The 20,739-nt window shown below is 69.6% G+C and carries 19 protein-coding genes; 11 read left to right on the top strand and 8 right to left on the bottom strand.

Translation table 11 applies throughout. The features are described from left to right. The 5 genes from OMP43_RS01725 to OMP43_RS01705 all read left to right on the top strand — a co-directional run bounded on the left by OMP43_RS01725 (position 1) and on the right by OMP43_RS01705 (position 4,379). Positions 1-618: an LptA/OstA family protein gene (locus OMP43_RS01725; protein ID WP_280277804.1), complete on the top strand. Its 618-nt coding sequence runs from the start codon at positions 1-3 to the stop codon at positions 616-618. Between the two features lie 127 nt (positions 619-745). Then, positions 746-1,522, top strand: a complete 777-nt coding sequence (lptB, locus tag OMP43_RS01720; RefSeq protein ID WP_280277802.1) for an LPS export ABC transporter ATP-binding protein — start codon at positions 746-748, stop codon at positions 1,520-1,522. 62 nt (positions 1,523-1,584) lie between these two features. Then, positions 1,585-3,120 carry an RNA polymerase factor sigma-54 gene (rpoN, locus tag OMP43_RS01715; RefSeq protein ID WP_280277801.1) on the top strand — a complete coding sequence of 512 codons (1,536 nt, stop codon included), beginning with the start codon at positions 1,585-1,587 and terminating at the stop codon, positions 3,118-3,120. Then, positions 3,117-3,956: an endonuclease/exonuclease/phosphatase family protein gene (locus OMP43_RS01710; RefSeq protein ID WP_280277800.1), complete on the top strand. Its 840-nt coding sequence runs from the start codon at positions 3,117-3,119 to the stop codon at positions 3,954-3,956. Before rpoN ends, OMP43_RS01710 begins: the two co-directional genes overlap by 4 nt. A gap of 36 nt (positions 3,957-3,992) precedes the next feature. Beyond that, positions 3,993-4,379 carry a hypothetical protein gene (locus OMP43_RS01705; RefSeq protein WP_280277799.1) on the top strand — a complete coding sequence of 129 codons (387 nt, stop codon included), beginning with the start codon at positions 3,993-3,995 and terminating at the stop codon, positions 4,377-4,379. A 220-nt stretch (positions 4,380-4,599) separates the two neighbouring features. Here OMP43_RS01705 and OMP43_RS01700 read toward each other — a convergent pair whose 3' ends face one another. Beyond that, entirely contained in the window at positions 4,600-5,595 is a 996-nt protein-coding gene (locus OMP43_RS01700) for a ligase-associated DNA damage response exonuclease (protein ID WP_280277798.1), read from the bottom strand. 87 nt (positions 5,596-5,682) lie between these two features. Here OMP43_RS01700 and OMP43_RS01695 point away from each other — a divergent pair, with 87 nt between their 5' ends. From OMP43_RS01695 to OMP43_RS01680, 4 genes are read left to right on the top strand one after another with little or no spacing between them, the layout of a single operon-like run. Further along, on the top strand, positions 5,683-6,348 hold the full coding sequence (locus OMP43_RS01695; protein WP_280277796.1) for a hypothetical protein: 666 nt from the start codon (positions 5,683-5,685) through the stop codon (positions 6,346-6,348). A gap of 11 nt (positions 6,349-6,359) precedes the next feature. Beyond that, positions 6,360-8,771, top strand: coding sequence for a ligase-associated DNA damage response DEXH box helicase (locus OMP43_RS01690; RefSeq protein WP_280277795.1), 2,412 nt, complete (start codon positions 6,360-6,362; stop codon positions 8,769-8,771). A 52-nt stretch (positions 8,772-8,823) separates the two neighbouring features. Then, positions 8,824-9,855: a retroviral-like aspartic protease family protein gene (locus OMP43_RS01685; protein WP_280277794.1), complete on the top strand. Its 1,032-nt coding sequence runs from the start codon at positions 8,824-8,826 to the stop codon at positions 9,853-9,855. A gap of 60 nt (positions 9,856-9,915) precedes the next feature. Then, positions 9,916-11,349: a mannitol dehydrogenase family protein gene (locus OMP43_RS01680; RefSeq protein ID WP_280277793.1), complete on the top strand. Its 1,434-nt coding sequence runs from the start codon at positions 9,916-9,918 to the stop codon at positions 11,347-11,349. A gap of 652 nt (positions 11,350-12,001) precedes the next feature. On the opposite strand, the gene OMP43_RS01675 is transcribed toward OMP43_RS01680, so the two are convergent. The 3 genes from OMP43_RS01675 to OMP43_RS01665 all read right to left on the bottom strand — a co-directional run bounded on the left by OMP43_RS01675 (position 12,002) and on the right by OMP43_RS01665 (position 16,094). After that, the gene (locus OMP43_RS01675) at positions 12,002-13,102 is read right to left on the bottom strand and encodes an ATP phosphoribosyltransferase regulatory subunit (RefSeq protein ID WP_280277791.1); all 1,101 of its coding nucleotides are present in this window, start codon (positions 13,100-13,102) and stop codon (positions 12,002-12,004) included. A gap of 112 nt (positions 13,103-13,214) precedes the next feature. Then, on the bottom strand, positions 13,215-14,792 hold the full coding sequence (serA, locus tag OMP43_RS01670; protein ID WP_280277788.1) for a phosphoglycerate dehydrogenase: 1,578 nt from the start codon (positions 14,790-14,792) through the stop codon (positions 13,215-13,217). 141 nt (positions 14,793-14,933) lie between these two features. Next, positions 14,934-16,094 carry a phosphoserine transaminase gene (locus OMP43_RS01665; protein WP_280277787.1) on the bottom strand — a complete coding sequence of 387 codons (1,161 nt, stop codon included), beginning with the start codon at positions 16,092-16,094 and terminating at the stop codon, positions 14,934-14,936. Between the two features lie 158 nt (positions 16,095-16,252). Between OMP43_RS01665 and OMP43_RS01660 the strand changes: the two genes are divergently transcribed. Further along, positions 16,253-16,927: an extensin family protein gene (locus OMP43_RS01660; RefSeq protein ID WP_280277786.1), complete on the top strand. Its 675-nt coding sequence runs from the start codon at positions 16,253-16,255 to the stop codon at positions 16,925-16,927. Positions 16,928-16,963: 36 nt separating this feature from the next. Next, positions 16,964-17,872, top strand: coding sequence for an LOG family protein (locus tag OMP43_RS01655; RefSeq protein ID WP_280277785.1), 909 nt, complete (start codon positions 16,964-16,966; stop codon positions 17,870-17,872). A 34-nt stretch (positions 17,873-17,906) separates the two neighbouring features. Here OMP43_RS01655 and OMP43_RS01650 read toward each other — a convergent pair whose 3' ends face one another. The 4 genes from OMP43_RS01650 to OMP43_RS01635 all read right to left on the bottom strand — a co-directional run bounded on the left by OMP43_RS01650 (position 17,907) and on the right by OMP43_RS01635 (position 20,707). After that, entirely contained in the window at positions 17,907-18,398 is a 492-nt protein-coding gene (locus OMP43_RS01650) for an OmpA family protein (protein ID WP_280277783.1), read from the bottom strand. Next, positions 18,395-19,624 (bottom strand): diguanylate cyclase, encoded by a 1,230-nt coding sequence (locus OMP43_RS01645; protein WP_280277782.1) that lies wholly within the window; start codon positions 19,622-19,624, stop codon positions 18,395-18,397. Before OMP43_RS01645 ends, OMP43_RS01650 begins: the two co-directional genes overlap by 4 nt. After that, on the bottom strand, positions 19,624-20,151 hold the full coding sequence (locus tag OMP43_RS01640) for a YfiR family protein (RefSeq protein WP_280277781.1): 528 nt from the start codon (positions 20,149-20,151) through the stop codon (positions 19,624-19,626). The genes OMP43_RS01645 and OMP43_RS01640 overlap by 1 nt, the downstream gene beginning before the upstream one ends. 160 nt (positions 20,152-20,311) lie before the next feature. Then, a complete protein-coding gene (locus OMP43_RS01635; protein WP_280278090.1) occupies positions 20,312-20,707 on the bottom strand; it encodes a nuclear transport factor 2 family protein in 396 nt (131 codons plus the stop codon). Between the last annotated feature and the right edge of the window lie 32 nt (positions 20,708-20,739).

Here is a 20,739-nt window from a genome sequence, read left to right as displayed (position 1 = left end):
ATGATCCGTGCGACTGCCCTGCTTCCGATCGGCTTCTCGCTGGCGCTCGCCGCGTCGGCGCCCGCGGCTGCGCAGCAGCGCCACGACAGCAACGCGCCGATCGACTTCAACGCCCAGCACATGGAGCTGCAGGACAAGGCCAATCGCGTGCTGTTCAGCGGCAGCGTGCAGATCCGCCAGGCCGAGATGATGCTCGAGGCGGCGCGCGTCACCGTCGCCTATACCGGCCAGATCACCGACGGCTCGCCCGAGGTCTCGCGGCTCGACGCGGCCGGCGGCGTCACCGTCACTCGGCCCGATCAGCGCGCGACCGGCCAGTTCGCGGTGTACGACGTCACCAAGCGGATCATCACCATGGTCGGCGGCGTCACGCTGAAGCAGGGGACCAACACCGTCTCGGGCGGCCGCCTGGTGATCAACCTCGACACCGGCCGCGCGACGATCGACGGCTCGGGCGTCGGCGGCTCGACGGCCGTGCCGGGCACGCCCGGCGTGCAGAGCCGCGGCGGCCGCGTCACCGGCCGGTTCTCGGTGCCCAAGCGCGCCAATGCCCCGGCCGCCACGCCGACGCCCGCCGCCACGCCGGCGCCCGCGGCCACGCCGGCGCCGAAGCAGTAGTCGCCCTTTTTCCACGCCACGCCGCGCGGCCCCTTCCCTTCCCGGCCCAGTTCATGCAGGAATCCTGCCAAACCGCCGGAGGGAACACCCCGCCGGCAATGCGAACCCGCTTATGCAGGGACCGAGTATGACCGACGTCGCCACTCTCGAAACCCCCGTCGCGGATCCCGCGCCGCTGCCCGACAAGGGCCTCGCGGTCGTCTCGATCGCCAAGTCCTATGACAAGCGCGTGGTCCTGACCGACGTGTCGGTCTCGGTCGGCCGGGGCGAGGTGGTCGGGCTGCTCGGCCCCAATGGCGCCGGCAAGACCACCTGCTTCTATTCGGTGATGGGGCTGGTGAAGCCCGACAGCGGCCGCATCATGCTCGACGGCGAGGACATCACGCGCCTGCCCATGTATCGCCGCGCCATCCTGGGCCTGGGCTATCTGCCCCAGGAAACGTCGATCTTCCGCGGCCTGACGGTGGAGGGCAACATCCTCGCCGTGCTGGAACTGTCCGAGCCCGACAAGGAAGCGCGCAAGCGCCGGCTCGACGAGCTGCTCGAGGAGTTCGGCCTCACCCGGCTGCGCGCCGCGCCGGCCATGGCGCTGTCCGGCGGCGAGCGCCGCCGCGCCGAGATCGCCCGCGCGCTGGCGGCGGACCCGACGATCATCCTGCTCGACGAGCCGTTCGCCGGCATCGACCCGATCTCGATCTCCGACATTCGCGACCTGATCATCCAGCTCAAGCAGCGCGGCATCGGCGTGCTGATCACCGACCACAATGTCCGCGAGACGCTCGACATCGTCGACCGCGGCTACATCATCTATGACGGCCGCGTGCTGTTCGCCGGCGCGCCCGCCGATCTGGTCAAGGACGAGAATGTCCGCCGCCTCTATCTCGGCGAGAGCTTCGAGCTGTAGGCCATGGAAGACGGCGCCTCTCATAGCCGTCATCCCGGAGTCGCCGGGGCGGCGGCCTTGGCATGAGCCTCGCGCCTCGCCTCGACCTGCGCCAGTCGCAATCGCTGGTGATGACGCCGCAGCTCCAGCAGGCGATCAAGCTGCTGGCGCTCTCCAATCTCGAGATCGAGACTTTCATCGCCGAGGAGCTGGAGAAGAACCCGCTGCTCGAGAGCGGCGGCACCGGGGGCGATGACGAGCGGGGCGGCGAATCCGCCGAGCCCCCCGAACCCGACCGCGACCAGGCGGAGCGCGACGGCCCGGCGGATGCCAGCGAGCTGATCGCCGGCGGCGGCGACGCGGCGGGCGAAGCCGCGCTCGACGTGGATTTCGCCGCCGAGACCTTCCACCACGACAGCGGCAGCGACACGATCGGCGCGGGCGGCGGGCTGGACGGCAGCCTGGGCCTCTCCGGCGGCAGCGGCGGCGCCGCGCCCGAGGACGGGCCGGATTTCGACAATCTCGGCAGCCCCGACCTCAGCCTGGCCGATCACCTGATGGCGCAGGCCGGCACGAGCGTGGCCGGCCGCGACCTGTTCATCGCGGCGCACCTGATCGACCAGATCGACGAGGCGGGCTATCTCACCGCGGCGCTGCTCGACATCGCCAATCGGCTGAACGTGCCGCTTGCCCGGGTGGAAGCGGTGCTCGCGACGATCCAGACCTTCGATCCCACCGGCGTCGGCGCCCGCAACCTTGCCGAATGCCTCGCGCTGCAGGCGAAGGAAGCCGATCGCTACGATCCCTGCATGGCGCGGCTGATCGACAATCTCGATCTGGTCGCGCGCGGCGACCTCACCCGGCTCAAGCGCATCTGCGACGTCGACGACGAGGATCTGGCGGACATGATCCGCGAGCTGCGCGGCTATGATCCCAAGCCGGGCTGCCGCTATGGCGGGGAGCCGACGCTCGCGGTGACGCCGGACATCTTCGTCGCCCGGCGCGGCGCCGGCTGGGCGGTTGAGATCAACGCCGCCACCCTGCCCAGGCTGCTCGTCAACCGCGCTTATTATGCGGAAGTCTCGGCGGGGCCCCAGGACAAGGCGAGCAAGGCCTGGCTGTCGGACATGCTGGCCAGCGCCAACTGGCTGGTAAAGGCGCTCGACCAGCGCCAGCGCACGATCATCAAGGTCGCCAGCGAGATCGTGAAGCAGCAGGAGGCCTTCTTCCTGAAGGGCGTCGCGCATCTGAAGCCGATGACGCTGCGCCAGGTCGCCGAGGCGATCGAGATGCACGAATCGACGGTGAGCCGCGTCACCTCGAACAAATATCTCAGCTGCGCGCGCGGGCTGTTCGAGCTCAAATATTTCTTCACCTCGGCGATCCAGTCCGCCGATGGCGGCGACGCGGTCTCGGCCGAGGCGGTGAAGAACGCGATCCGCGCGCTGATCCAGGCCGAGGATCCCCGCAAGATCCTGTCGGACGACACGCTGGTCGAGCTGCTCAACGCCAAGGGCTTCGACATCGCCCGGCGCACCGTCGCCAAATATCGCGAGGCGATGGGGATCGGCAGCTCGGTGCAGCGCCGCCGGCAAAAGGCATTGGAGGGCGTGGGTTGATCCGTTTTCTCGCATTGCTGCTGGCCCTGGTCGCACCGGCGACGGCACCGGCCCGGGAGGAGCTCGTCGTGATGAGCTTCAACGTCCGCCTGCCTTCGCCTTCGGACGGCGCGAACGTCTGGGAGAATCGCCGCGACCTTTTCGTCGAGACGATCGCCGCGGCCGATCCCGACGTGATCGGCACGCAGGAGCTGTTCCAGATCCAGGGCGACTACCTCGCCGCGAAGCTGCCCCGATACAGCTGGTTCGGCATCGACCGGCGCGGCGGCCATGCCGACGAGCATATGGGCGTCTTCTATCGCCGCGACCGGCTGAAGCTGGTCGAGCGGGGCGATTTCTGGCTGTCGGACACGCCCGAACAGGTCGCCAGCATCAGCTGGGGCAATCTGTTTCCGCGCATGGTCACCTGGGGCCTGTTCGAGACGCGCTCGGGCAGGCGCTTCTACCTGCTCAACACCCATTTCCCCTATCGGGCGGAAGATGCCGCCGCGCGGGAGAAATGCGCCGCCCTGCTCCGCAAGCGCATCGCCGCCCTGGCCCCGGGCGTGCCGGTGGTGCTCACCGGCGATTTCAACACCGGCCCCGATTCGGCACCGCATGCGCTGCTGGGCGAAGTGCTGGCCGATGCCCGCGATGCGGTGGCGAAGCCGCTGGGCCCCATGGCGACCTTTCACGGCTTCAAGGGCGTGCCCGACCATCGGATCGACTGGATCCTGACGCGGGGCTTCGCGGTACGCGGCTATCGGACGATCGATGCGCATCGCGGCGCGCTCTATCCCTCGGATCATTTTCCCGTGGTCGCGACGCTCGACTGGCAGGGGAAGGAACGCCCTTAGGATTTTGGTAGGCCGGTCGGCGCTATCGCCGATTCCATGTCTGCCGATTTCACCATCGACGTCGAACCCGATCGCGATCTCGTCCGCATCCGGATGGGCGGCTTCTTCACCTCCGGCGATATCGACGCCTTTCTCGCCGCGCGCGCGCAGGCGCATGCCACGCTCAGCTGCGGCCCCAACCGGCACCTGACGCTCAACGACCTGCGCGAGATGAAGATCCAGGCGCAGGAAAGCGTCGAGATGTTCCGCGCGATGCTCGCCGATCCCGCCTATCGCTCGCGCCGGCTCGCCTTCGTGATCGGCCGGACGCTGGCGCGCACCCAGCTCCAGCGCGCGCTCGACCGGCGCACCGCGCGCTGCTTCGACGATCCCTGGGCGGCCGAGGCCTGGCTGTTCGCCGGCGCGGATCGCGCCGCCGCCTGAGCGGCCGCTTGCAATGTAGGGCTTCGCCTGTTCTTCTCGATCGGCCGGGCAGCGTCCCGCCGCTCTTTCGTTTCGTTGGAAAAACAGGATCGGTCGCGCGCGAGCATGGTGCGCGGCCACCGGCGCGACGCCGCGCACCGGCGTGACCTTCATGGCCTTTCGCGGCAATCGTCGCCGGCGAGCATCAAGGGATTCAACATTTCCGCCGCGATGGGCTGGATCAATCGTCCTCGTCCTCGAACCCGGCGAGATCGAGCGCGCGCGCCTTGATCTGGTGGAGGCGGCACCAATGGACGAGCGCGTCCTCGCGGCCATGGGTCACCCACACTTCGCGCGGCTCCAGTTCCGCGATGGTGCGGGTCAGCTCGTCCCAATCGGCGTGATCGGACAGGATCAGCGGCAGCTCGACGCCCCGCTGCCGGGCGCGCTGGCGGATGCGCATCCAGCCGGACGCCATCGCGGTGATCGGATCGGGCAGCCGGCGCGACCAGCGATCGTTGAGCGCGCCCGGCGGGCACAGGACCAGCCGCCCCCGCAGCTCGGCCTTCGGCACTCCGGTGGCGGGGCGCAGCGCGCCCAGCGCGATACCCTGCTCGACATAGAGGTCGCAGAGCCGCTGGAGCGCGCCGTGGAGATAGACGGGATCGTCGAACCCCATCACCCGCAGCTCGCGGATCACGCGCTGCGCCTTGCCCAGCGCATAGGCGCCGACCAGCACGCAGCGCTCCGGATTGGCGCGCAGCGCCGCGAGCAGCTTGTCGAGCTCGTCATGCGTCTCGGGATGGCGGAACACGGGCAGGCCGAACGTGGCCTCGGTGACGAACACGTCGCAGGGCACCGGCTCGAAGGGCGCGCAGGTCGGATCCTCGCGGCGCTTGTAGTCGCCCGAGACGACGATCCGCTCGCCGCGATGCTCGAGCACGATCTGGGCGGAACCGAGGACATGGCCGGCGGGCACGAAGCGGATATCGATGCCGTGCATGGTGATCGGCTCGCCATAATCGACCGGCCGGCCGTTCTGCGGCCCGTAGCGCGCCGCCATGATCGCCAGCGTCTGCGGCGTCGCCCATACCGCGCCGTGCCCGCCCCGGGCATGATCGGCATGGCCATGCGTCACCAGCGCGCGCGCCACCGGCTGCGACGGATCGATCCACGCGTCCGCCGCCGGAATATAGATGCCCGCGGGACGCGGCTCGATCCAGCTGCCCAATGCCATCGTCCCTATATATGGCTGGGCGGCGCGCGGGTTCCAATCGGATCGGAATGGACGATCCTTCGCTTTGCACCGGGAAAGGAAGAGGAAATGGACAGCACGGCACGCATCGCCCGGCTCGAGACGCAGCTTCGCCGCCAGCGCATCGCGCTGTTCGCCATGGCCGGGATCGGGGCCGCCGGCCTCGTCATCGCCGCCGCCGCGCCGGCCGGGGTGATCGAGGCGCGGGCGATCCGGGTGGTCGATGCCGCCGGCAAGCCGCGCATCCTGATCGGCGCGCCGCCACCGGCCGAGGGGCGCGAGCGCGCCGACGGGCAGACCGCTTCCATCGTGGTGCTCGGCCCCGATGGGCGCGACCGGGTGATCCTGGGCGAGGAGCCCGATCCCCGGCTGGCCGGCAAGAGCTATCCGCGCGTGGCGGGCGCCTATGGCCTGGTCCTGCACGACGCCGCCGGATCGGAGCGCGGCGCGATGAGCTGGCTCGACAATGGCCGCGGCGTGATCGCGCTCGACCGGTCGGGCGGCGACGCGGTGGCGATGATCGTCAACGAGCAGAGCGGCTTCGCCGGCTTCACGGTCAACTACGCCAATCCGCTCGGCAAATATGCCGAAGGCGTGCGGCTGGGCACGCGCGGCGACACGGCCTGGCTCGAGCTCGAGGATCGCGACGGCGGCCAGCGGGCCAGGCTGGCGGTGGCGGGAGACGCGCCGCCCGCGCTGGTCGTCCGGTCCAAGGGCGCGCCGCCGGCTCCCTGACCCGCCATCGCATGGACGCCACTCTCCCCTCGATCCTGTCGGACTGGTTCGCCGCGCGCGGCTGGGCGCCGCGCCGGCACCAGCTCGAGATGCTCGCCGCCGGCCGCCGGGGCGAGCATGCGCTGCTCGTCGCCCCCACCGGCGCGGGCAAGACGCTGGCGGGCTTCCTGCCCAGCCTGGCCGAGCTGATCGAGGCGCCGGCCGACGGCCTGCACACGCTCTACATCTCGCCCCTTAAGGCGCTGGCGGTGGACGTGCAGCGCAACCTGCTCGCCCCGATCGAGGAAATGGGCATCCCCATCCGGGTCGAGACGCGCACGGGCGACACGCCCTGGGATCGCAAGGTCCGCCAGCGCGCCCGTCCGCCCCAGATCCTGCTCACCACGCCCGAATCGCTCAGCCTGCTGCTCTCCTATGAGGACAGCCTGACCATGTTCGCCGGGCTCAGGACGGTGGTCATCGACGAAGTCCATGCCTTCGCCACCGGCAAGCGCGGCGACCTGCTCGCCCTCGCGCTCGCCCGCCTCCAGCGCTTCGCCCCCGGCCTGCGCCGCGTCGCGCTCTCGGCGACGGTGGCGGATCCGGACGGCTATCGCGCCTGGCTCGCCCCGCATGGCGATATCGGCAGCGTCACCCTGGTCGAGGGCGAGAAGGGCGCCGAGCCGAACATCGCCATCCTGCTTCCCGAGGACAAGGTGCCCTGGGCCGGCCATTCGGGCGTCTATGCGATTCCCCAGGTGATGGCGGAGATCGAGACGCACGGGACGACCATCGTCTTCTGCAACACCCGGGGCCTGGCCGAGCTGGTCTTCCAGCAGCTGTGGAAGGTCAACGAGCTGAAGCTGCCGATCGGCGTCCATCATGGCAGCCTCAGCCTCGAGGCGCGCCGGCGGGCCGAGCAGGCGATGGCCGACGGCAGGCTGCGCGCGCTGGTCGCCACCGCCAGCCTCGACCTGGGAGTCGACTGGGGCAATGTCGACTGCGTGATCCAGATGGGCGCGCCCAAGGGATCCTCGCGCCTGCTCCAGCGCATCGGCCGCGCCAACCACCGGCTGGACGAGCCGAGCGAGGCGGTGCTCGTCCCCGGCAACCGCTTCGAATATCTGGAGGCCCGGGCGGCGCTGGACGCGGTCGAGCATGGCGAACTCGATCCGGACGTCTTCCGGCCCGGCGCGCTCGACGTGCTGGCGCAGCACGTCATGGCCTGTGCCTGTGCCGCTCCGTTCGATGCAGGCGAATTGCTGCGGGAGATCCGTGCAGCATTGCCCTATTCCGCGCTGCCCGACGAGACGTTCGACGCGATATTGGGCTTCATCGCCGACGGCGGCTACGCGCTGCGCGCCTATGACAAGTTCAAGCGGCTGACGCTCGGCCGGGACGGCCTCTGGCGCGTCACGACCCCGGCCTTTGTTGCGCAGCATCGGCTCAATGCGGGCATCATCGTCGAGGCGCCGATGCTCGAAGTGCGCTTCCGCAACGGCCGCCGGCTCGGCAAGGTCGAGGAGAATTTCGCCGCCGCCCTCTCCCCCGGCGACACTTTCTTCTTCGCCGGCCTGGCGCTGGAGGTGGAGCGAGTCGACACCACCGACCTGATCGTCCGCGCCACGTCGAGAACCGCGCGCATCCCTTCCTATATGGGTGCCCGCCTCGCCATCACCGCCAACCTCGCCGACCGGGTCCGCCGCTTCCTCCACGACCGGGAGCAATGGCGGCGCTTTCCCGCCGATGTCCGCGAATGGCTGGAGATGCAGGCACGCCGCTCCGCCATCCCCGCGCCGGGCCAATTGCTCGTCGAGACCTTCCCGCACGAGGGGCGGCACCACATGGTGATCTACAGCTTCGAGGGCTGGAACGCGCACCAGTCGCTCGGCATGCTCATCACCCGGCGGATGGAAGCGCTGGGGCTGAAGCCGCTGGGCTTCGTCGCCAACGACTATGCGCTCGCCGTCTATGGCCTGGAGAAGATCGCGGACCCGCGCCCGCTCTTCTCGCCGGACATTCTCGAGCACGAGTTCGTCGAATGGGTGCAGGGCTCCGCGCTGCTCAAGCGCGCCTTCCGCGAAGTGGCGATCATCGGCGGGCTGGTCGAGCGCCAGCATCCCGGCAGGAAGAAGACCGGGCGCCAGGTCACGTTCTCGACCGACCTGATCTACGACGTGCTGCGCAAGTACGAGCCCGACCATCTGCTGCTGCGCGCCGCCTGGGCCGATGCGCGCGCCCGCATGACCGATGTCGGCCGCCTCGGCCATCTCCTCGACACCGCCGCCGACACGATGCTGCACATCGATCTGCCCCGCGTCTCGCCCATGGCCGTGCCGGTGCTCATCATGATCGGGCGCGAAAACGTCGCCCAGGGCGTCACCGAGGATGCGCTGCTGATGGAAGCCGAGGACATCGCGGCGGAGGCGATGCGCCTTGACTAGACACGATCCGGAAAGATTGCTGCGCAGCATGCGAAGGTGTATCTTCACGTCCATGAAAAGGCTCGCCGCGCTTCTCCTGCTCCCGCTGGCCGCAACCGCCGGAGCGCATGACCGCCAGAATCCCCATGCCGGCACGCCGCCGCCGCCCCCCCAGGATCCGGCGCTGACCATGCCCACGCCCGAGAATGTCGAGGCGACTCTCCTGGCGCTGGGCGAGATCGACAAGCGGCTCACCGTTCCCGTCGCCGTGGGCAATAGCGGGCCCTACAACTTCATCATCGACACCGGGGCGGAACGCACCGTCGTGTCGCGCGAGCTCGCCGGATCGCTGCGGCTGGGAGCCTCCGCCCCGGTGGTCATCACGTCGATGACGGGGCGCGACCGGGTCAATACCGTCGTGGTGCCCGGCCTCTCGATCAAGTCGATCGGCGAGCAGCATACGATCATCGCCCCCGCGCTCGAGGCCCGCAACCTCGGCGCGCTCGGCCTGCTCGGCATCGACACGCTGCGCAACCACCAGGTGACCATCGACTTCGAGAACGGCGTCATGGCCGTGCGCCCGAGCGTCAAGCGCAAGACCTTCGCGAAGCGCGATCCCAACGAGATCGTGGTCACCGCCAAGAATGTGTTCGGCCAGCTGATCGTGACCGATGCCTATTACGACAATACCCGGATCCAGGTGGTGCTGGACACCGGCAGCCAGGTGACGATGGGCAACAGCGCGCTGCGCAAGCGTGTCGGCCGCGATGCGCCCAAGGCGCAGCCGATCACGCTCACCAGCGTCATCGGCAACCGCACCACCGCCGACTATACCGAGATACCCAATATCACGGTGGGCAAGGTCCGCTTCGGCGCGATGCCCGTGGCCTTTGCCGATGTGACGCCCTTCGAGCGCTTCGGCCTCACCCGGCGCCCGGCGCTGCTGCTCGGCATGGACGCGCTACGGGCCTTTCGCCGCGTCGATATCGACTTCCCCAACCGCCAGGTCCGCTTCCTGATGCCGGTGGACAACAGCCCCAAGGAACGCACCACCGGCTCGATGATCCCCGGCGTGAGCGGCACTTCACCCGTCACGCGCTACTGACGACCCCGCCACCCGCGCCGCCCATTGACTTTGGCGGTGCGGGCGGGTTGGTCGCGCCGCATGACCAGCCTCTCGCGCGCCGCGCTCGCCTCGCTTCCCATCGCCATCGCCCGGCCGGGGCACGAGCCGGCCTCAATCCGGACCGGCGTGGTCCATTTCGGGCCGGGCGCCTTCCACCGCGCGCACCAGGCGGACGTGTTCGATCGCGTGCTGGACGGCGATCCGCGCTGGGGCATCGCGGCGGTCTCGCTGCGCAGCGCCGGCACCGTCGACGCGCTCAAGGCGCAGGACGGGCTCTACACTCTCGCGGTGATCGATCGCGAGCCGGGCACGCGCATCATCGCCGCGCATTCCGATGCGATCGGCCCGGGCGAAGGCGCGCGGCTGCGCACGCTGCTCGCCGATCCCGCAGTGAAGCTCGCCACCAGCACGGTGACCGAGAAGGGCTATTGCCTGGCCGCCGATGGCAGCCTCGACTTCGCCCATCCCGACATCGTCCATGACCGCGCCCGCCCCGCCGAGCCGGCAAGCGTGATCGGCTGGATCGTGTCCGGCCTCGCCGATCGCCGCGCGGCCGGCACGGCGCCCTTCGCGATGCTCTGCTGCGACAACATGACCGGCAACGGCGCCAAGCTGCGCGCGGCCTGTGTCGCGCTCGCCCGCGAATGGGACGCCGGGCTGGCCGACTGGATCGCGGGCGAAGTCGCCTTCCCCGATTCGATGGTCGATTCGATCACGCCGGCGAGCGACCCGGCCTTTCTCGCCAAGGTCGCGGCCGAGCTCGGCGTCGACGACCGGGCGGCGGTGCAGCGCGAACGCTTCACCCAATGGGTGCTGCAGCGCTTCGACCTGGCCGACGGGCCGGACCTTGCCGCCGCGGGCGTGACGCTGACCGGCGACGTGCAGGGCTATGAGCAGGCCAAGCTGCGCATCCTCAACGGCGCGCATTCCAGCCTCGCCTATATCGGCCTGGCACTCGGGCACGAGACCGTGTTCGAGGCAGTGAGCGATCCCGCGCTGGGCGGCTTCGCCAGCCGGCTGATGCACCGGGACATCGCGGGCTCGCTGAAGCCGGTCGAGGGGCTCGACTTGCCGGGCTATGCCGATGCGGTGCTGGCGCGGTTCCGCAATCCGGCGATCCGCCACCTGCTCAGCCAGATCGCCTGGGACGGTTCGCAAAAGCTGCCCTATCGCCTGCTCGACACGGTTCGCGACCGGCTCGCGGCAGGGCATGACGTGGCGCGGCTGGCGGTGCCGGTGGCGGCGTGGATCGCCTTTCTGCGCCGCAAGGCCCAGGCCGGCGAGACGATCACCGATCCGCTCGCCGAGCTGCTGGCGGGCGCGGCCTCGGGCGGCGATCCGGCGGCGGCGGTGCTGGCGCTGCGCCAGGTGTTCCCGGCGAGGCTGGCCGAGGATCCGCGCTTCCGCGATGCGGTGACGGCGGCGGTCGCGGCGTTCCTGGATGGGCGGGCGGCGGTGCTGCTGGGGCGCTAGTTCCTACGACGGCGGCGCCGTCGACTTGGCAAAGGTCACCAAGGTCGCGCGCCCAGCCGATTCCCCGGCGGCTTATCTTCCCTGTTTTCCCGGAAAGAGTGTGCATCCCGCAAGATCCTTGCGCGGAGCGGGTCCTATATTTCCTACGGGTCGAAAGAGCGGCCCGGCGGCGGCCAGGCTGCGGGAGGCAAGCAGGCGAAATCCTACATTGCAAGATGGATGTGAAACCCCGCTAAGGTGTGGCTTGGCGTCGAACCAACCTCCTGCGTCACCCTGAACTTGTTTGGCGCTTATCCCGTAAAGACAAGGAGTGCCCGATCGCCGTCATCCCCGCGCAGGCGGGGATCCAGGGCCAGGCGCGGCACAGGTGCAAGGAATTCCCGGCACTTCCGGAGAGCGTTCGCCCGGTGGCGCCGATATCCCGCAACTACCCTGGATCCCCGCCTGCGCGGGGATGACGCAATGGGGTGTCCTTGGCCCAAGGGGATAAACGCCAACTTGTTTCAGGGTCCAAGGCGCCACCAGCGATATCGCCAGTGGAGAATTGGATGCTGAAACCAGTTCAGCATGACGGAAGAGAGAGGGGCTTCGACATGCAGCTTCCGTCCCTCGCCACAGGAACGGCGGGGACATAGCCGAATGTCGATCCGTCCTAGACCGCCGCCGGCGCGCCGTCGCGCAGCACATGGGTGCAGAGCTGCGCCTCGGGCGTGTCGTCCGCCTCGAGCGCCGCGACCGTCACCCAGCCCTCCTCGCGCAGCTTCGCGCCGATGCCGGCAGGCGTGCCGAAGGGGAGGAACAGCCGGCGTCGCTCGCCCGCGCCGATGCCGGCATCGAGGATCGGATCGGCATAGAGCGAAAAGCCCACCGCCGCTTCCTCGCGGCCATTGCCGTGCAGGATGGTATAGGTGCCGCCACGGCCGATCTCGCCGCGCACGCCCCGCGCGAACAGCGAGAAGCCGAGCCAGCTCTGATATTCGAAGCCGTGCCGCTCGGTGGGATCGAGCGTGAGCGCGGCCTGGCCCGCGATGCTCGCGGCGATCTCGGCAAGGCCGTCCAGCCGCGTGGCGAGCGCCTTGCCCGCATCGATCGCGCGCAGGCGCTCGATCGCGGCATCGAAGGGCCCGGCCGCCTCGATCAGCGGGAGGTAGCGCGGCGCGATCGCGGCGACGCCGGCGGCGTCCTTGGCGTCGAGCCGGTCGCGCAGGGTGGCGAGCTGGGCGGGGGTGAGGCTGTCACCGGCCAGGCAATCGACCAGATCGGGCAGCGTGAAGTCGAGCGCGATGCCCTCGACGCCGCCCGCCCGGAGCGCCTCGATCGCGACGCGCACCACTTCGGTGGCGGCGGCGACGGTGTCGAGACCGATCAGCTCGGCACCGATCTGGCGCGTGGCGCGCAGCGGATCGAGCTCGGAGGCCGAGAGCTTCATCACCGGGCCGGCATAGGAAAGGCGCACCGGGCGCGGATGATGGCCCATGCGGGTGGCGGCGATGCGGCCGATCTGGGCGGTGAGGTCGGGCCGGATCGCCAGCGTCCGCTGCGACACGGGATCGACGAAGCGCACCGCATCGCGCAGGCCGCCCGCGGCCTTGAGGCGCGCGCTCAGCTCGTCGGCGAACTCGGCGAGCGGCGGATCGACCTGCTCATAGCCATAGCCCCGGGCAACGCCGAGCACACGCGATTCGAGCCGCGTCGCCGCATCGGCGGCGGGGGGGAGGCGATCGTGAAAGCCTTCGGGTAACAGTCCGCTCATCCCGCTCCCCTAGAACATTCCGTCATCCCGACGGAAGTCGGGATCTCGTGCGGCGGGCACGGCGCCTTCGCCTGAGATCCCGGCTTTCGCCGGGATGACGGGAGTCGTTTCGTCAGAATGTCAGCGCCATCGCCGTCTTCACGCCGGGAAGCGCGCGGACCGTGGCGAGCAGCGCCTCGTTCACCACGTCGTCGACCGAGAGCAGCAGCACCGCTTCCCCGCCCGCCTCGCGGCGGCCCAGATGGAAGGTGCCGATATTGACCCCCGCCTCGCCCAGCGTGGTGCCGAGCCGGCCGATAAAGCCCGGCGCGTCCTCGTTGACGATATAGAGCATGTGGCCGGCGAGATCGGCCTCGACCTTGATGCCGAACAGCTCGACCAGGCGCGGCGCGGCATTGCCGAACAGCGTGCCCGCCACCGAGCGATCGCCCTGCGCGGTGCCCACGGTGACGCGGACCAGCGTGTGATAATCGCCCTCGCGGTCATGGCGCACCTCGCGCACGTCGAGCCCGCGCTCCTTCGCCAGGAACGGCGCGTTGACCATGTTCACCGTGTCCGAATGGACGCGCATCAGGCCGGCGAGCACGGCGCCGACGATCGGCTTCTGGTTGAGCTCGGCCGCGGCGCCCTCGCTCTCGATCGCGATGTTGCGCAGCTCGCCATGCGCGAGCTGGCCGACCAGCGAGCCGAGCTTCTCGGCCAGCGCCATATAGGGCTTGAGGCGCGGCGCCTCCTCGGCCGAGAGGCTCGGCATGTTGAGCGCATTGGTGACGCCGCCCGAGACGAGGAAGTCGGCCATCTGCTCGGCGACCTGGATCGCCACGTTCACCTGCGCCTCCGTCGTCGATGCGCCGAGATGCGGCGTCGAGACGAAGTTGGGGGTGCCGAACAGCGGGTGCTCCTTGGCGGGCTCGACCTGGAACACGTCGAGCGCCGCGCCGGCGATATGGCCGCTCTCCAGCCCCTGCTTGAGCGCCGCCTCGTCGATCAGGCCGCCGCGTGCGCAGTTGATGATGCGCACGCCGCGCTTGGTCTTGGCGAGATTCTCGGCCGAGAGGATGCCCCGCGTCTGATCGGTCAGCGGCGTGTGCAGCGTGATGAAGTCCGCCCGGAGCAGCAGGTCGTCGAGCCCCACCTTCTCCACGCCCATCTCGATCGCGCGATCCGGCGTCAGGAACGGATCGAAGGCGACGACCTTCATCTTCAGGCCCTGGGCACGGTCGGCGACGATCGAGCCGATATTGCCGGCGCCGATCAGGCCGAGCGTCTTGCCGGTAAGCTCGACGCCCATGAAGCGGTTCTTCTCCCATTTGCCGGCCTGGGTGGAGGCATCGGCCTCGGGCAGCTGGCGGGCGAGCGCGAACATCAGCGCGATGGCATGTTCGGCGGTGGTGATCGAGTTGCCGAAGGGCGTGTTCATCACCACCACGCCGCGCGCCGAAGCGGCCGGGATGTCGACATTGTCGACGCCGATGCCGGCGCGGCCGACGACCTTGAGGTTCGCCGCGGCATCCAGGATCTCCGCGGTCACCTTGGTCGAGCTGCGGATGGCGAGGCCGTCATACTGGCCGATGATCGCCTTGAGCTCCTCCGGAGTCTTGCCGGTGATCTCGTCGACCTCGACGCCGCGCTCGCGGAAGATCTGCGCGGCCTTGGGATCCATCTTGTCGGAAATCAGTACCTTGGGCATGGGGATTCCTTTCTCTCCCTCTCCCCTTGGGGCAGAGGGCAAGCGAGCGAAGCGACGCGCGGGAGAGGGGCGGTGCTGGAGAGGAGCGGCTCGCGACAAGCCCCTCTCCCCGACCCTCTCCCCTGAAGGGGAAAGGGAGGATCAGCCCGCTTTCGCGGTTTCGTACGCCCAGTCGAGCCAGGGACCGAGCGCGACGATGTCGGCGGTGTCGACGGTGGCGCCGCACCAGATGCGCAGGCCCGCCGGGGCGTCGCGATAGCCGGCGACGTCATACGCCGCGCCTTCCTTCTCGAGCAGGCCGGCGAACTTCTTGATGAAGTCGGCATCCGCGCCCTCGACGGTGAGGCACACGCTGGTCTTCGAGCGGATGCCGGCATCGGCCGCGAGATGGCCGAGCCAGTCGCGCTCCGCCACGATCGCGTCGAGCGCCGCGGCATTGGCGTCCGAGCGCGCGATCAGCCCCTCGGCGCCGCCCAGGCCCTTGGCCCATTCGAGCGCGAAGATCGCATCCTCGACCGCGAGCATCGACGGGGTGTTGATCGTCTCGCCCTTGAACACGCCCTCGGCGAGCGCGCCCTTGGAGACGAGGCGGAAGACCTTGGGCAGCGGCCAGGCCGGGACATGGCTCTCGAGCCGCTCGACCGCGCGGGGCCCGAGGATCAGCACGCCGTGCGCGCCCTCGCCGCCCAGCACCTTCTGCCAGGAGAAGGTGGCGACATCGATCCTGTCCCAGGGCAGGTCATAGGCGAACACCGCCGAGGTGGCGTCGGCGAAGCTCAGCCCCTCGCGATCGGCGGCGATCCAGTCGCCGTCCGGCACGCGCACGCCCGAAGTGGTGCCGTTCCAGGTGAACAGCACGTCGTCCGCCCAGTTCACCTGGCCGAGGTCCGGCAGCTGGCCATAGTCGGCCCGGATCACGGTCGGCTCGAGCTTCAGCTGCTTGACCGCGTCGGTGACCCAGCCCTCGCCGAAGCTTTCCCAGGCGAGCGTGGTGACGCCGCGGGCGCCGAGCATCGTCCACATCGCCATCTCGAAGGCACCGGTGTCCGAGCCGGGAACGATGCCGATGCGGTGCGTCTCGGGGAGGCGCAGCAGCTCGCGCATCAGGTCGATGCAATATTGGAGGCGGTTCTTGCCCAGCTTGGAGCGGTGCGAGCGGCCGAGCGACTCGGTGGCGAGCTTCTCGGGCGACCAGCCGGGAGGCTTGGCGCAGGGACCGGAGGAGAAATGGGGGCGTGCCGGCTTGGCGGCGGGCTTGGCAATGGACGCAATTCCGGCGTCGGCGGCAGTCGTATCAGTCATATAGACTCTCCTTGCAGAGAGCACGCGCGGCGTTGGGACCGCGTGGCCCGCCGACGGCCCTAGCGGCACGCCCGGCAAAGTCAATTGCGCGAAAGGGCGGATCGGCGAACATTTGTGGCGTTGACCATGGCGCGCGCCGATGATGCTATGCGCCCACCATGCGCGTTTTTGCCCTGTTCCTGCCCCTGCTGCTTTCCGGCTGCCTGTTCGGCGGCGGCGGCGATCGCCCCGCCCCCGCCCCGATTCGCGAGCGGCCCGGCGGCCCGGTCACGCTGAACGGCCCGACGCCGCGCGAGACGCAGCAATGCTTCGCCGACCTGTCGCGCGAGCGGGTGCGCTATTCGGCGCTCCCCGATCGCGACTTCGGCGGCGGCTGCGTCGTCACCGGCGCGGTACAATTGCTCGACATCGGCGTGCCGGTGACCGGGCTGAAATCGATGAAATGCGGGCTGGCGCGCAGCTTCACCGCCTGGGTGCGCTTCGCCGTCGCCCCGGCGGCGCGGCAGATGCTGGGCAGCGATCTGGTCAGGGTCGAGACCTATGGCACCTATTCGTGCCGCGGCATCATCGGCAACGGCGCGGCATCGGCGCAGCGCATGTCCGAGCACGGGCTGGCCAATGCGGTCGACGTGTCGGGCTTCGTGCTGGCGGACGGGCGACGCATCACGATCGAGCGCGACTGGCGCAGCGGCGACGGCCAGGTGCGCGCCTTTCTCGAGACGATCCACGGATCGGCCTGCAAGCGCTTCGCCACGGTGCTGAGCCCCGATTACAACGCGGCGCATTACAACCATCTCCATCTCGACATGGGGCGGGGCCCGTTCTGCCGCTGATTGCAGCGCGTCCGCATTGGGCCTAAGCCGGGCGAAATGAGCGATACGAGAGTTCCGAGCCGCGTCTTCCGCCCTGCCCAGCAGGAAGTGCAGAACGCCAACACCGCCACCGGCACCCCGCAGACCGAGCACCCCGCCTACCGCCTCGCCTTCCAGGACATGGACTTCCTGCTGCGCGAGGACCTGCGGCCCGTGCGCTTCCAGCTGGAGCTGCTCAAGCCGCAGCTGCTGCTCGACGAGGCGCACATCAAGTCGACCTTCGTCGTCTACGGATCGGCGCGCATCCCCGAGCCGAGCAAGGCGACCGCGCTGCTCGCGCTGGCGGAGACCGAGCAGCAGAAGAAGATCGCCGAGCGGCTGGTCGAGAAATCCAAATATTACGACGTCGCCCGCGAGCTTGCCCAGCTCGCGTCGAACTTCCCGCTCGATGAAGCCGGGAACCGCCACTTCGTCGTCACCTCGGGCGGCGGCCCGTCGATCATGGAAGCGGCGAATCGCGGCGCGCGCGACGTGGGCGCGGACACGATCGGCCTCAACATCCTGCTGCCTCATGAGCAGGCGCCGAACCCCTATGTGACGCCGGGCCTGTCGATGCAGTTCCATTATTTCGCGCTCCGCAAGATGCACTTCCTGCTGCATGCGCGCGCGGTGGCGGTGTTCCCCGGCGGCTTCGGCACCTTCGACGAATCGTTCGAGCTGCTGACGCTGATCCAGACCGGCAAGATCGCGCCGATCCCGGTGCTGTTCTACGGCAAGGACTTCTGGAACCGGGTCGTCGATTTCGAGGCACTGGTCGAGGAAGGCGTCATCTCGCCCAAGGACCTCGACCTGTTCCATTTCTGCGAGACCGCGGAAGAGGGCTGGCGGATCGTCCAGGATTTCTGGAAGGGCAAGGACCACACGGTGATCGCCCGCCCGCGGCCCGGGATCGACAAGCCGGAATAGGCCATCCGGCCGGAAAGCGATCCGGCCGGCGCGCTCAAGGCGCGGTGAGGAGGATCACCACCCGGCGATTCTCCTGCCGCCCCTCGGCCGTGCGATTGTCCTCGATCGGATAGCGATCGCCCAGCCCCTCGGCGCGGATATTGTCGCGATCGAAACCCGCGCCGACGAACACATTGGCGACCGCCCGGGCGCGTTGCCCCGACAGGACCAGATTGTGGTGGCGGGTGCCGGTGATGTCGGCATGCCCCTCGATCGTGGCGTGGCGGATCTCCACCGCCTGCAGGTTGCTCGCGATGCGCGCGATCACCACGGCCTGCTTCTCGTCGACCCGGCTCTCGTCCGACGCGAAGAGCAGGCGGTCGGCGACGCTGAGCTCCCAGCCGCGATCGGTCTGCACGAAGCCGGCGGCGCGCATCGCTTCGATCTGGGGCGCGGTCCAGAGCGGCTTGGGGCGCATCGACGCCTGGCAGCCGGCCAGCAGCAGCGCCAGCAGCGCAAGCAAGGGACCATATCCGGCGAGCTTCATTTCCTGCCTTCCTTTCGAGGTTGGGGGCGTCCCTGCTTGGCGGTGAGCATCGCGAGGTCCGCATGATGGACCAGGGCCGCCAGATCCTCGCCGTCGCGCGGATAGACGGCGGCGCCCAGCGTCAGCCCCACCACCACCTGCTCGCCGCCGGGCAGCGCGATCGGCGCGGCCATCTGGCGCGCGATCCCTTCGCTGGCGCGCGCCACCGCCTCCGCCCCGCTCGGCGCCGCGAGCAGGATGGCGAACTCGTCGCCGCCGAGCCGCGCCGCGATGTCGCTGGCGCGCAGGCCCTTGCGCAGCCGGCGCCCGATCGCGACCAGCACCGCGTCCCCCGCCGCATGGCCATAGGCGTCGTTGATCGCCTTGAAGCCGTCGCCATCGGCATAGAGCAGCGCGAAGCTGGTGCCCTCGCGCCGGGCGCGCTCCAGCGCCGCCGAAAGCTCCTGCTCCAGCAATGCCCGGTTGGGCAGCCCGGTGAGCGGATCGTGCGTCGCCTGGTGGCTGAGCGCGGCATTCTCGTCGCGCATGCGATGATGCCATTCCTCCAGCTCGGCGAGCAGGGCGTTGAAGTCGTCGCGCAGCGAATCGATCTCGCGAATGCTCGCGCTGGGCGCGCGGCGATCGAAGGCGCGCCCCACGCGCACGGCATGCGCGACGGCGGCCATGGCCTGGAGCGGCGCGGCGATCTCCTCTTGCAGTCGCCGCGCGAGCAGCGACGTGGCGATCGCGGTGACGAGGAGGCAGGCCAGGCCGCCGAGCAGCCCGGCACGGATATAGCCGGCAACGATCGAGGCATCGCCCTCGACCCGGACCTCCCCGATCACCCGGCCGCCCTGCGTGACCGGCGCGGCGACCGGCCGGGGAAAGAACAGCGATTTCGCCACCCATCCGATCGACGAGCCGGCGGCCAGCGTCGCCTTGGCGCGCTCGGCAAAGGGGCGTGCGGACGGGCCGAACACCACGATACCCGCCACGCCCGGGCTCTCCGCCAGCGGCTCGATGGTGAGCCTGGCCGCGTCGGGATCGTCGAACACCAGCGCGGGCGCGACGCTGTAGCTCGCCGTCTGGGCGATCAGCTCGAGGTTCTGCCGGGCATAGATGCCGAGCGCCGCGAAGCCGGTGAGCATCACGGTGAGCCCGGCGATCGCCACGGCGACCAGGGTGACGCGGAAATGCACCCTCGAGAGCACCTGGCGCACGCTCGGCAATTGCGTAGGACCCGCCATCAGTTTCCCCCTCCCGTCAGGGTTGCCACGCGCTGCACGCGCGGATCGACGCGCAACGTGCTGCGCGAGATCGCATCGATGTTGATCCGGAAGCTGAGCGACGAGGCGCCCACCGCGAGGCAGAACATCGCGCCGCCACGGCATGCCGGATCGGATTCGGCGATCGATAGTATCGCGCGCCCGTGCGTCGCGCGGATCATGCCCAGACTCTCGGCCGGCCGCATCGCCCCGAGATAGAGAAGGTCGCAGCCGGCCAGCGCCGTGCCGACGCCAAGGCGGCGCACCGCCACCGGCCGGCCCGCCGTGCGCGCCGCCTCGCCCAGCCGGTCGGCATGGTGCACTGCACCAGCGACGCAGACATGCAGGGTGGGTATCGGCTCCGGCCAGCGCGTATAGCTCGCGATTCCGCCGACGGTGCGGGCGACGGCGCTGTCCTCGGTGCCTGGCGCGAAGCGGGTGTCGGCCGCCAGGATCGGTACCTCAGCAGATCCCGGAACTATCGCCAACAGGGCGAGAGCAAGCAACAAGGCGACCCGATCCTTCCGGCCTTTACGGCCCAATAACCATAACGGTACCGAAAGCGTTCGCGGCAAGTCACGCGGAATCTGCGGAGAAGGAGAGGGTTTTTGCGAAAACCCAGGCTTCGCACCGGCTTACCGTGCGTTACATTTTGCCGCGCCGCACCATTCAGGCGAGCGTGAGATAGAGCTCGGCCTCGATCAGCCATTCGCCGCCGCGCTCGCGCCATTTGGCGGTATAGGCGCCCGCCGCCTCGATCGCGCCGTTTCGCGACGACACGCCCTGCCAGGCCCCGTGCTCGAAGGCGATCGGCGCCACCGGGGAAAGCGTGATCGCTTCCGGCGTGCGCGCATAGACGGCGCGATCGGGCGCCGCGAATTCCCGCTTCCAGGCGAGCAGCTGCGCCTTGCGGCCGGCGATCACCGCCGAATCGGTGCCGGCGACCAGCACGACATCGGGCGCGAGGAGCGGGCCGATCGCAGCGAGATCGGCCTCGGCCAGCGCCCGGTTGAACGCGGCGCGGCGCATGCGGATAGCGAGTTCGGGGGAAAGGTGCGAGGCCATCGCCTTCCCTAGCCAGGCCGGGCCGAACCCGT

The organism is Sphingomonas sp. CBMAI 2297, assembly GCF_029870595.1.
Classification (GTDB): domain Bacteria; phylum Pseudomonadota; class Alphaproteobacteria; order Sphingomonadales; family Sphingomonadaceae; genus Sphingomonas.
The sequence above is the reverse complement of the archived record's forward strand: the minus strand, read 5'-3'. Positions and strand labels throughout refer to the sequence as shown.

Excerpts from the sequence above, each read along its gene's own strand:
- OMP43_RS01725 (WP_280277804.1), top strand. The coding sequence starts at position 1 with ATGATCCGTGCGACTGCCCTGCTTCCGATCGGCTTCTCGCTGGCGCTC.
- lptB (WP_280277802.1), top strand. The coding sequence starts at position 746 with ATGACCGACGTCGCCACTCTCGAAACCCCCGTCGCGGATCCCGCGCCG.
- rpoN (WP_280277801.1), top strand. The coding sequence starts at position 1,585 with ATGAGCCTCGCGCCTCGCCTCGACCTGCGCCAGTCGCAATCGCTGGTG.
- OMP43_RS01705 (WP_280277799.1), top strand. The coding sequence starts at position 3,993 with ATGTCTGCCGATTTCACCATCGACGTCGAACCCGATCGCGATCTCGTC.
- OMP43_RS01700 (WP_280277798.1), bottom strand. The coding sequence starts at position 5,595 with ATGGCATTGGGCAGCTGGATCGAGCCGCGTCCCGCGGGCATCTATATT.
- OMP43_RS01695 (WP_280277796.1), top strand. The coding sequence starts at position 5,683 with ATGGACAGCACGGCACGCATCGCCCGGCTCGAGACGCAGCTTCGCCGC.
- OMP43_RS01690 (WP_280277795.1), top strand. The coding sequence starts at position 6,360 with ATGGACGCCACTCTCCCCTCGATCCTGTCGGACTGGTTCGCCGCGCGC.
- OMP43_RS01685 (WP_280277794.1), top strand. The coding sequence starts at position 8,824 with ATGAAAAGGCTCGCCGCGCTTCTCCTGCTCCCGCTGGCCGCAACCGCC.
- OMP43_RS01680 (WP_280277793.1), top strand. The coding sequence starts at position 9,916 with ATGACCAGCCTCTCGCGCGCCGCGCTCGCCTCGCTTCCCATCGCCATC.
- OMP43_RS01675 (WP_280277791.1), bottom strand. The coding sequence starts at position 13,102 with ATGAGCGGACTGTTACCCGAAGGCTTTCACGATCGCCTCCCCCCCGCC.
- serA (WP_280277788.1), bottom strand. The coding sequence starts at position 14,792 with ATGCCCAAGGTACTGATTTCCGACAAGATGGATCCCAAGGCCGCGCAG.
- OMP43_RS01665 (WP_280277787.1), bottom strand. The coding sequence starts at position 16,094 with ATGACTGATACGACTGCCGCCGACGCCGGAATTGCGTCCATTGCCAAG.
- OMP43_RS01660 (WP_280277786.1), top strand. The coding sequence starts at position 16,253 with ATGCGCGTTTTTGCCCTGTTCCTGCCCCTGCTGCTTTCCGGCTGCCTG.
- OMP43_RS01655 (WP_280277785.1), top strand. The coding sequence starts at position 16,964 with ATGAGCGATACGAGAGTTCCGAGCCGCGTCTTCCGCCCTGCCCAGCAG.
- OMP43_RS01650 (WP_280277783.1), bottom strand. The coding sequence starts at position 18,398 with ATGAAGCTCGCCGGATATGGTCCCTTGCTTGCGCTGCTGGCGCTGCTG.
- OMP43_RS01645 (WP_280277782.1), bottom strand. The coding sequence starts at position 19,624 with ATGGCGGGTCCTACGCAATTGCCGAGCGTGCGCCAGGTGCTCTCGAGG.
- OMP43_RS01635 (WP_280278090.1), bottom strand. The coding sequence starts at position 20,707 with ATGGCCTCGCACCTTTCCCCCGAACTCGCTATCCGCATGCGCCGCGCC.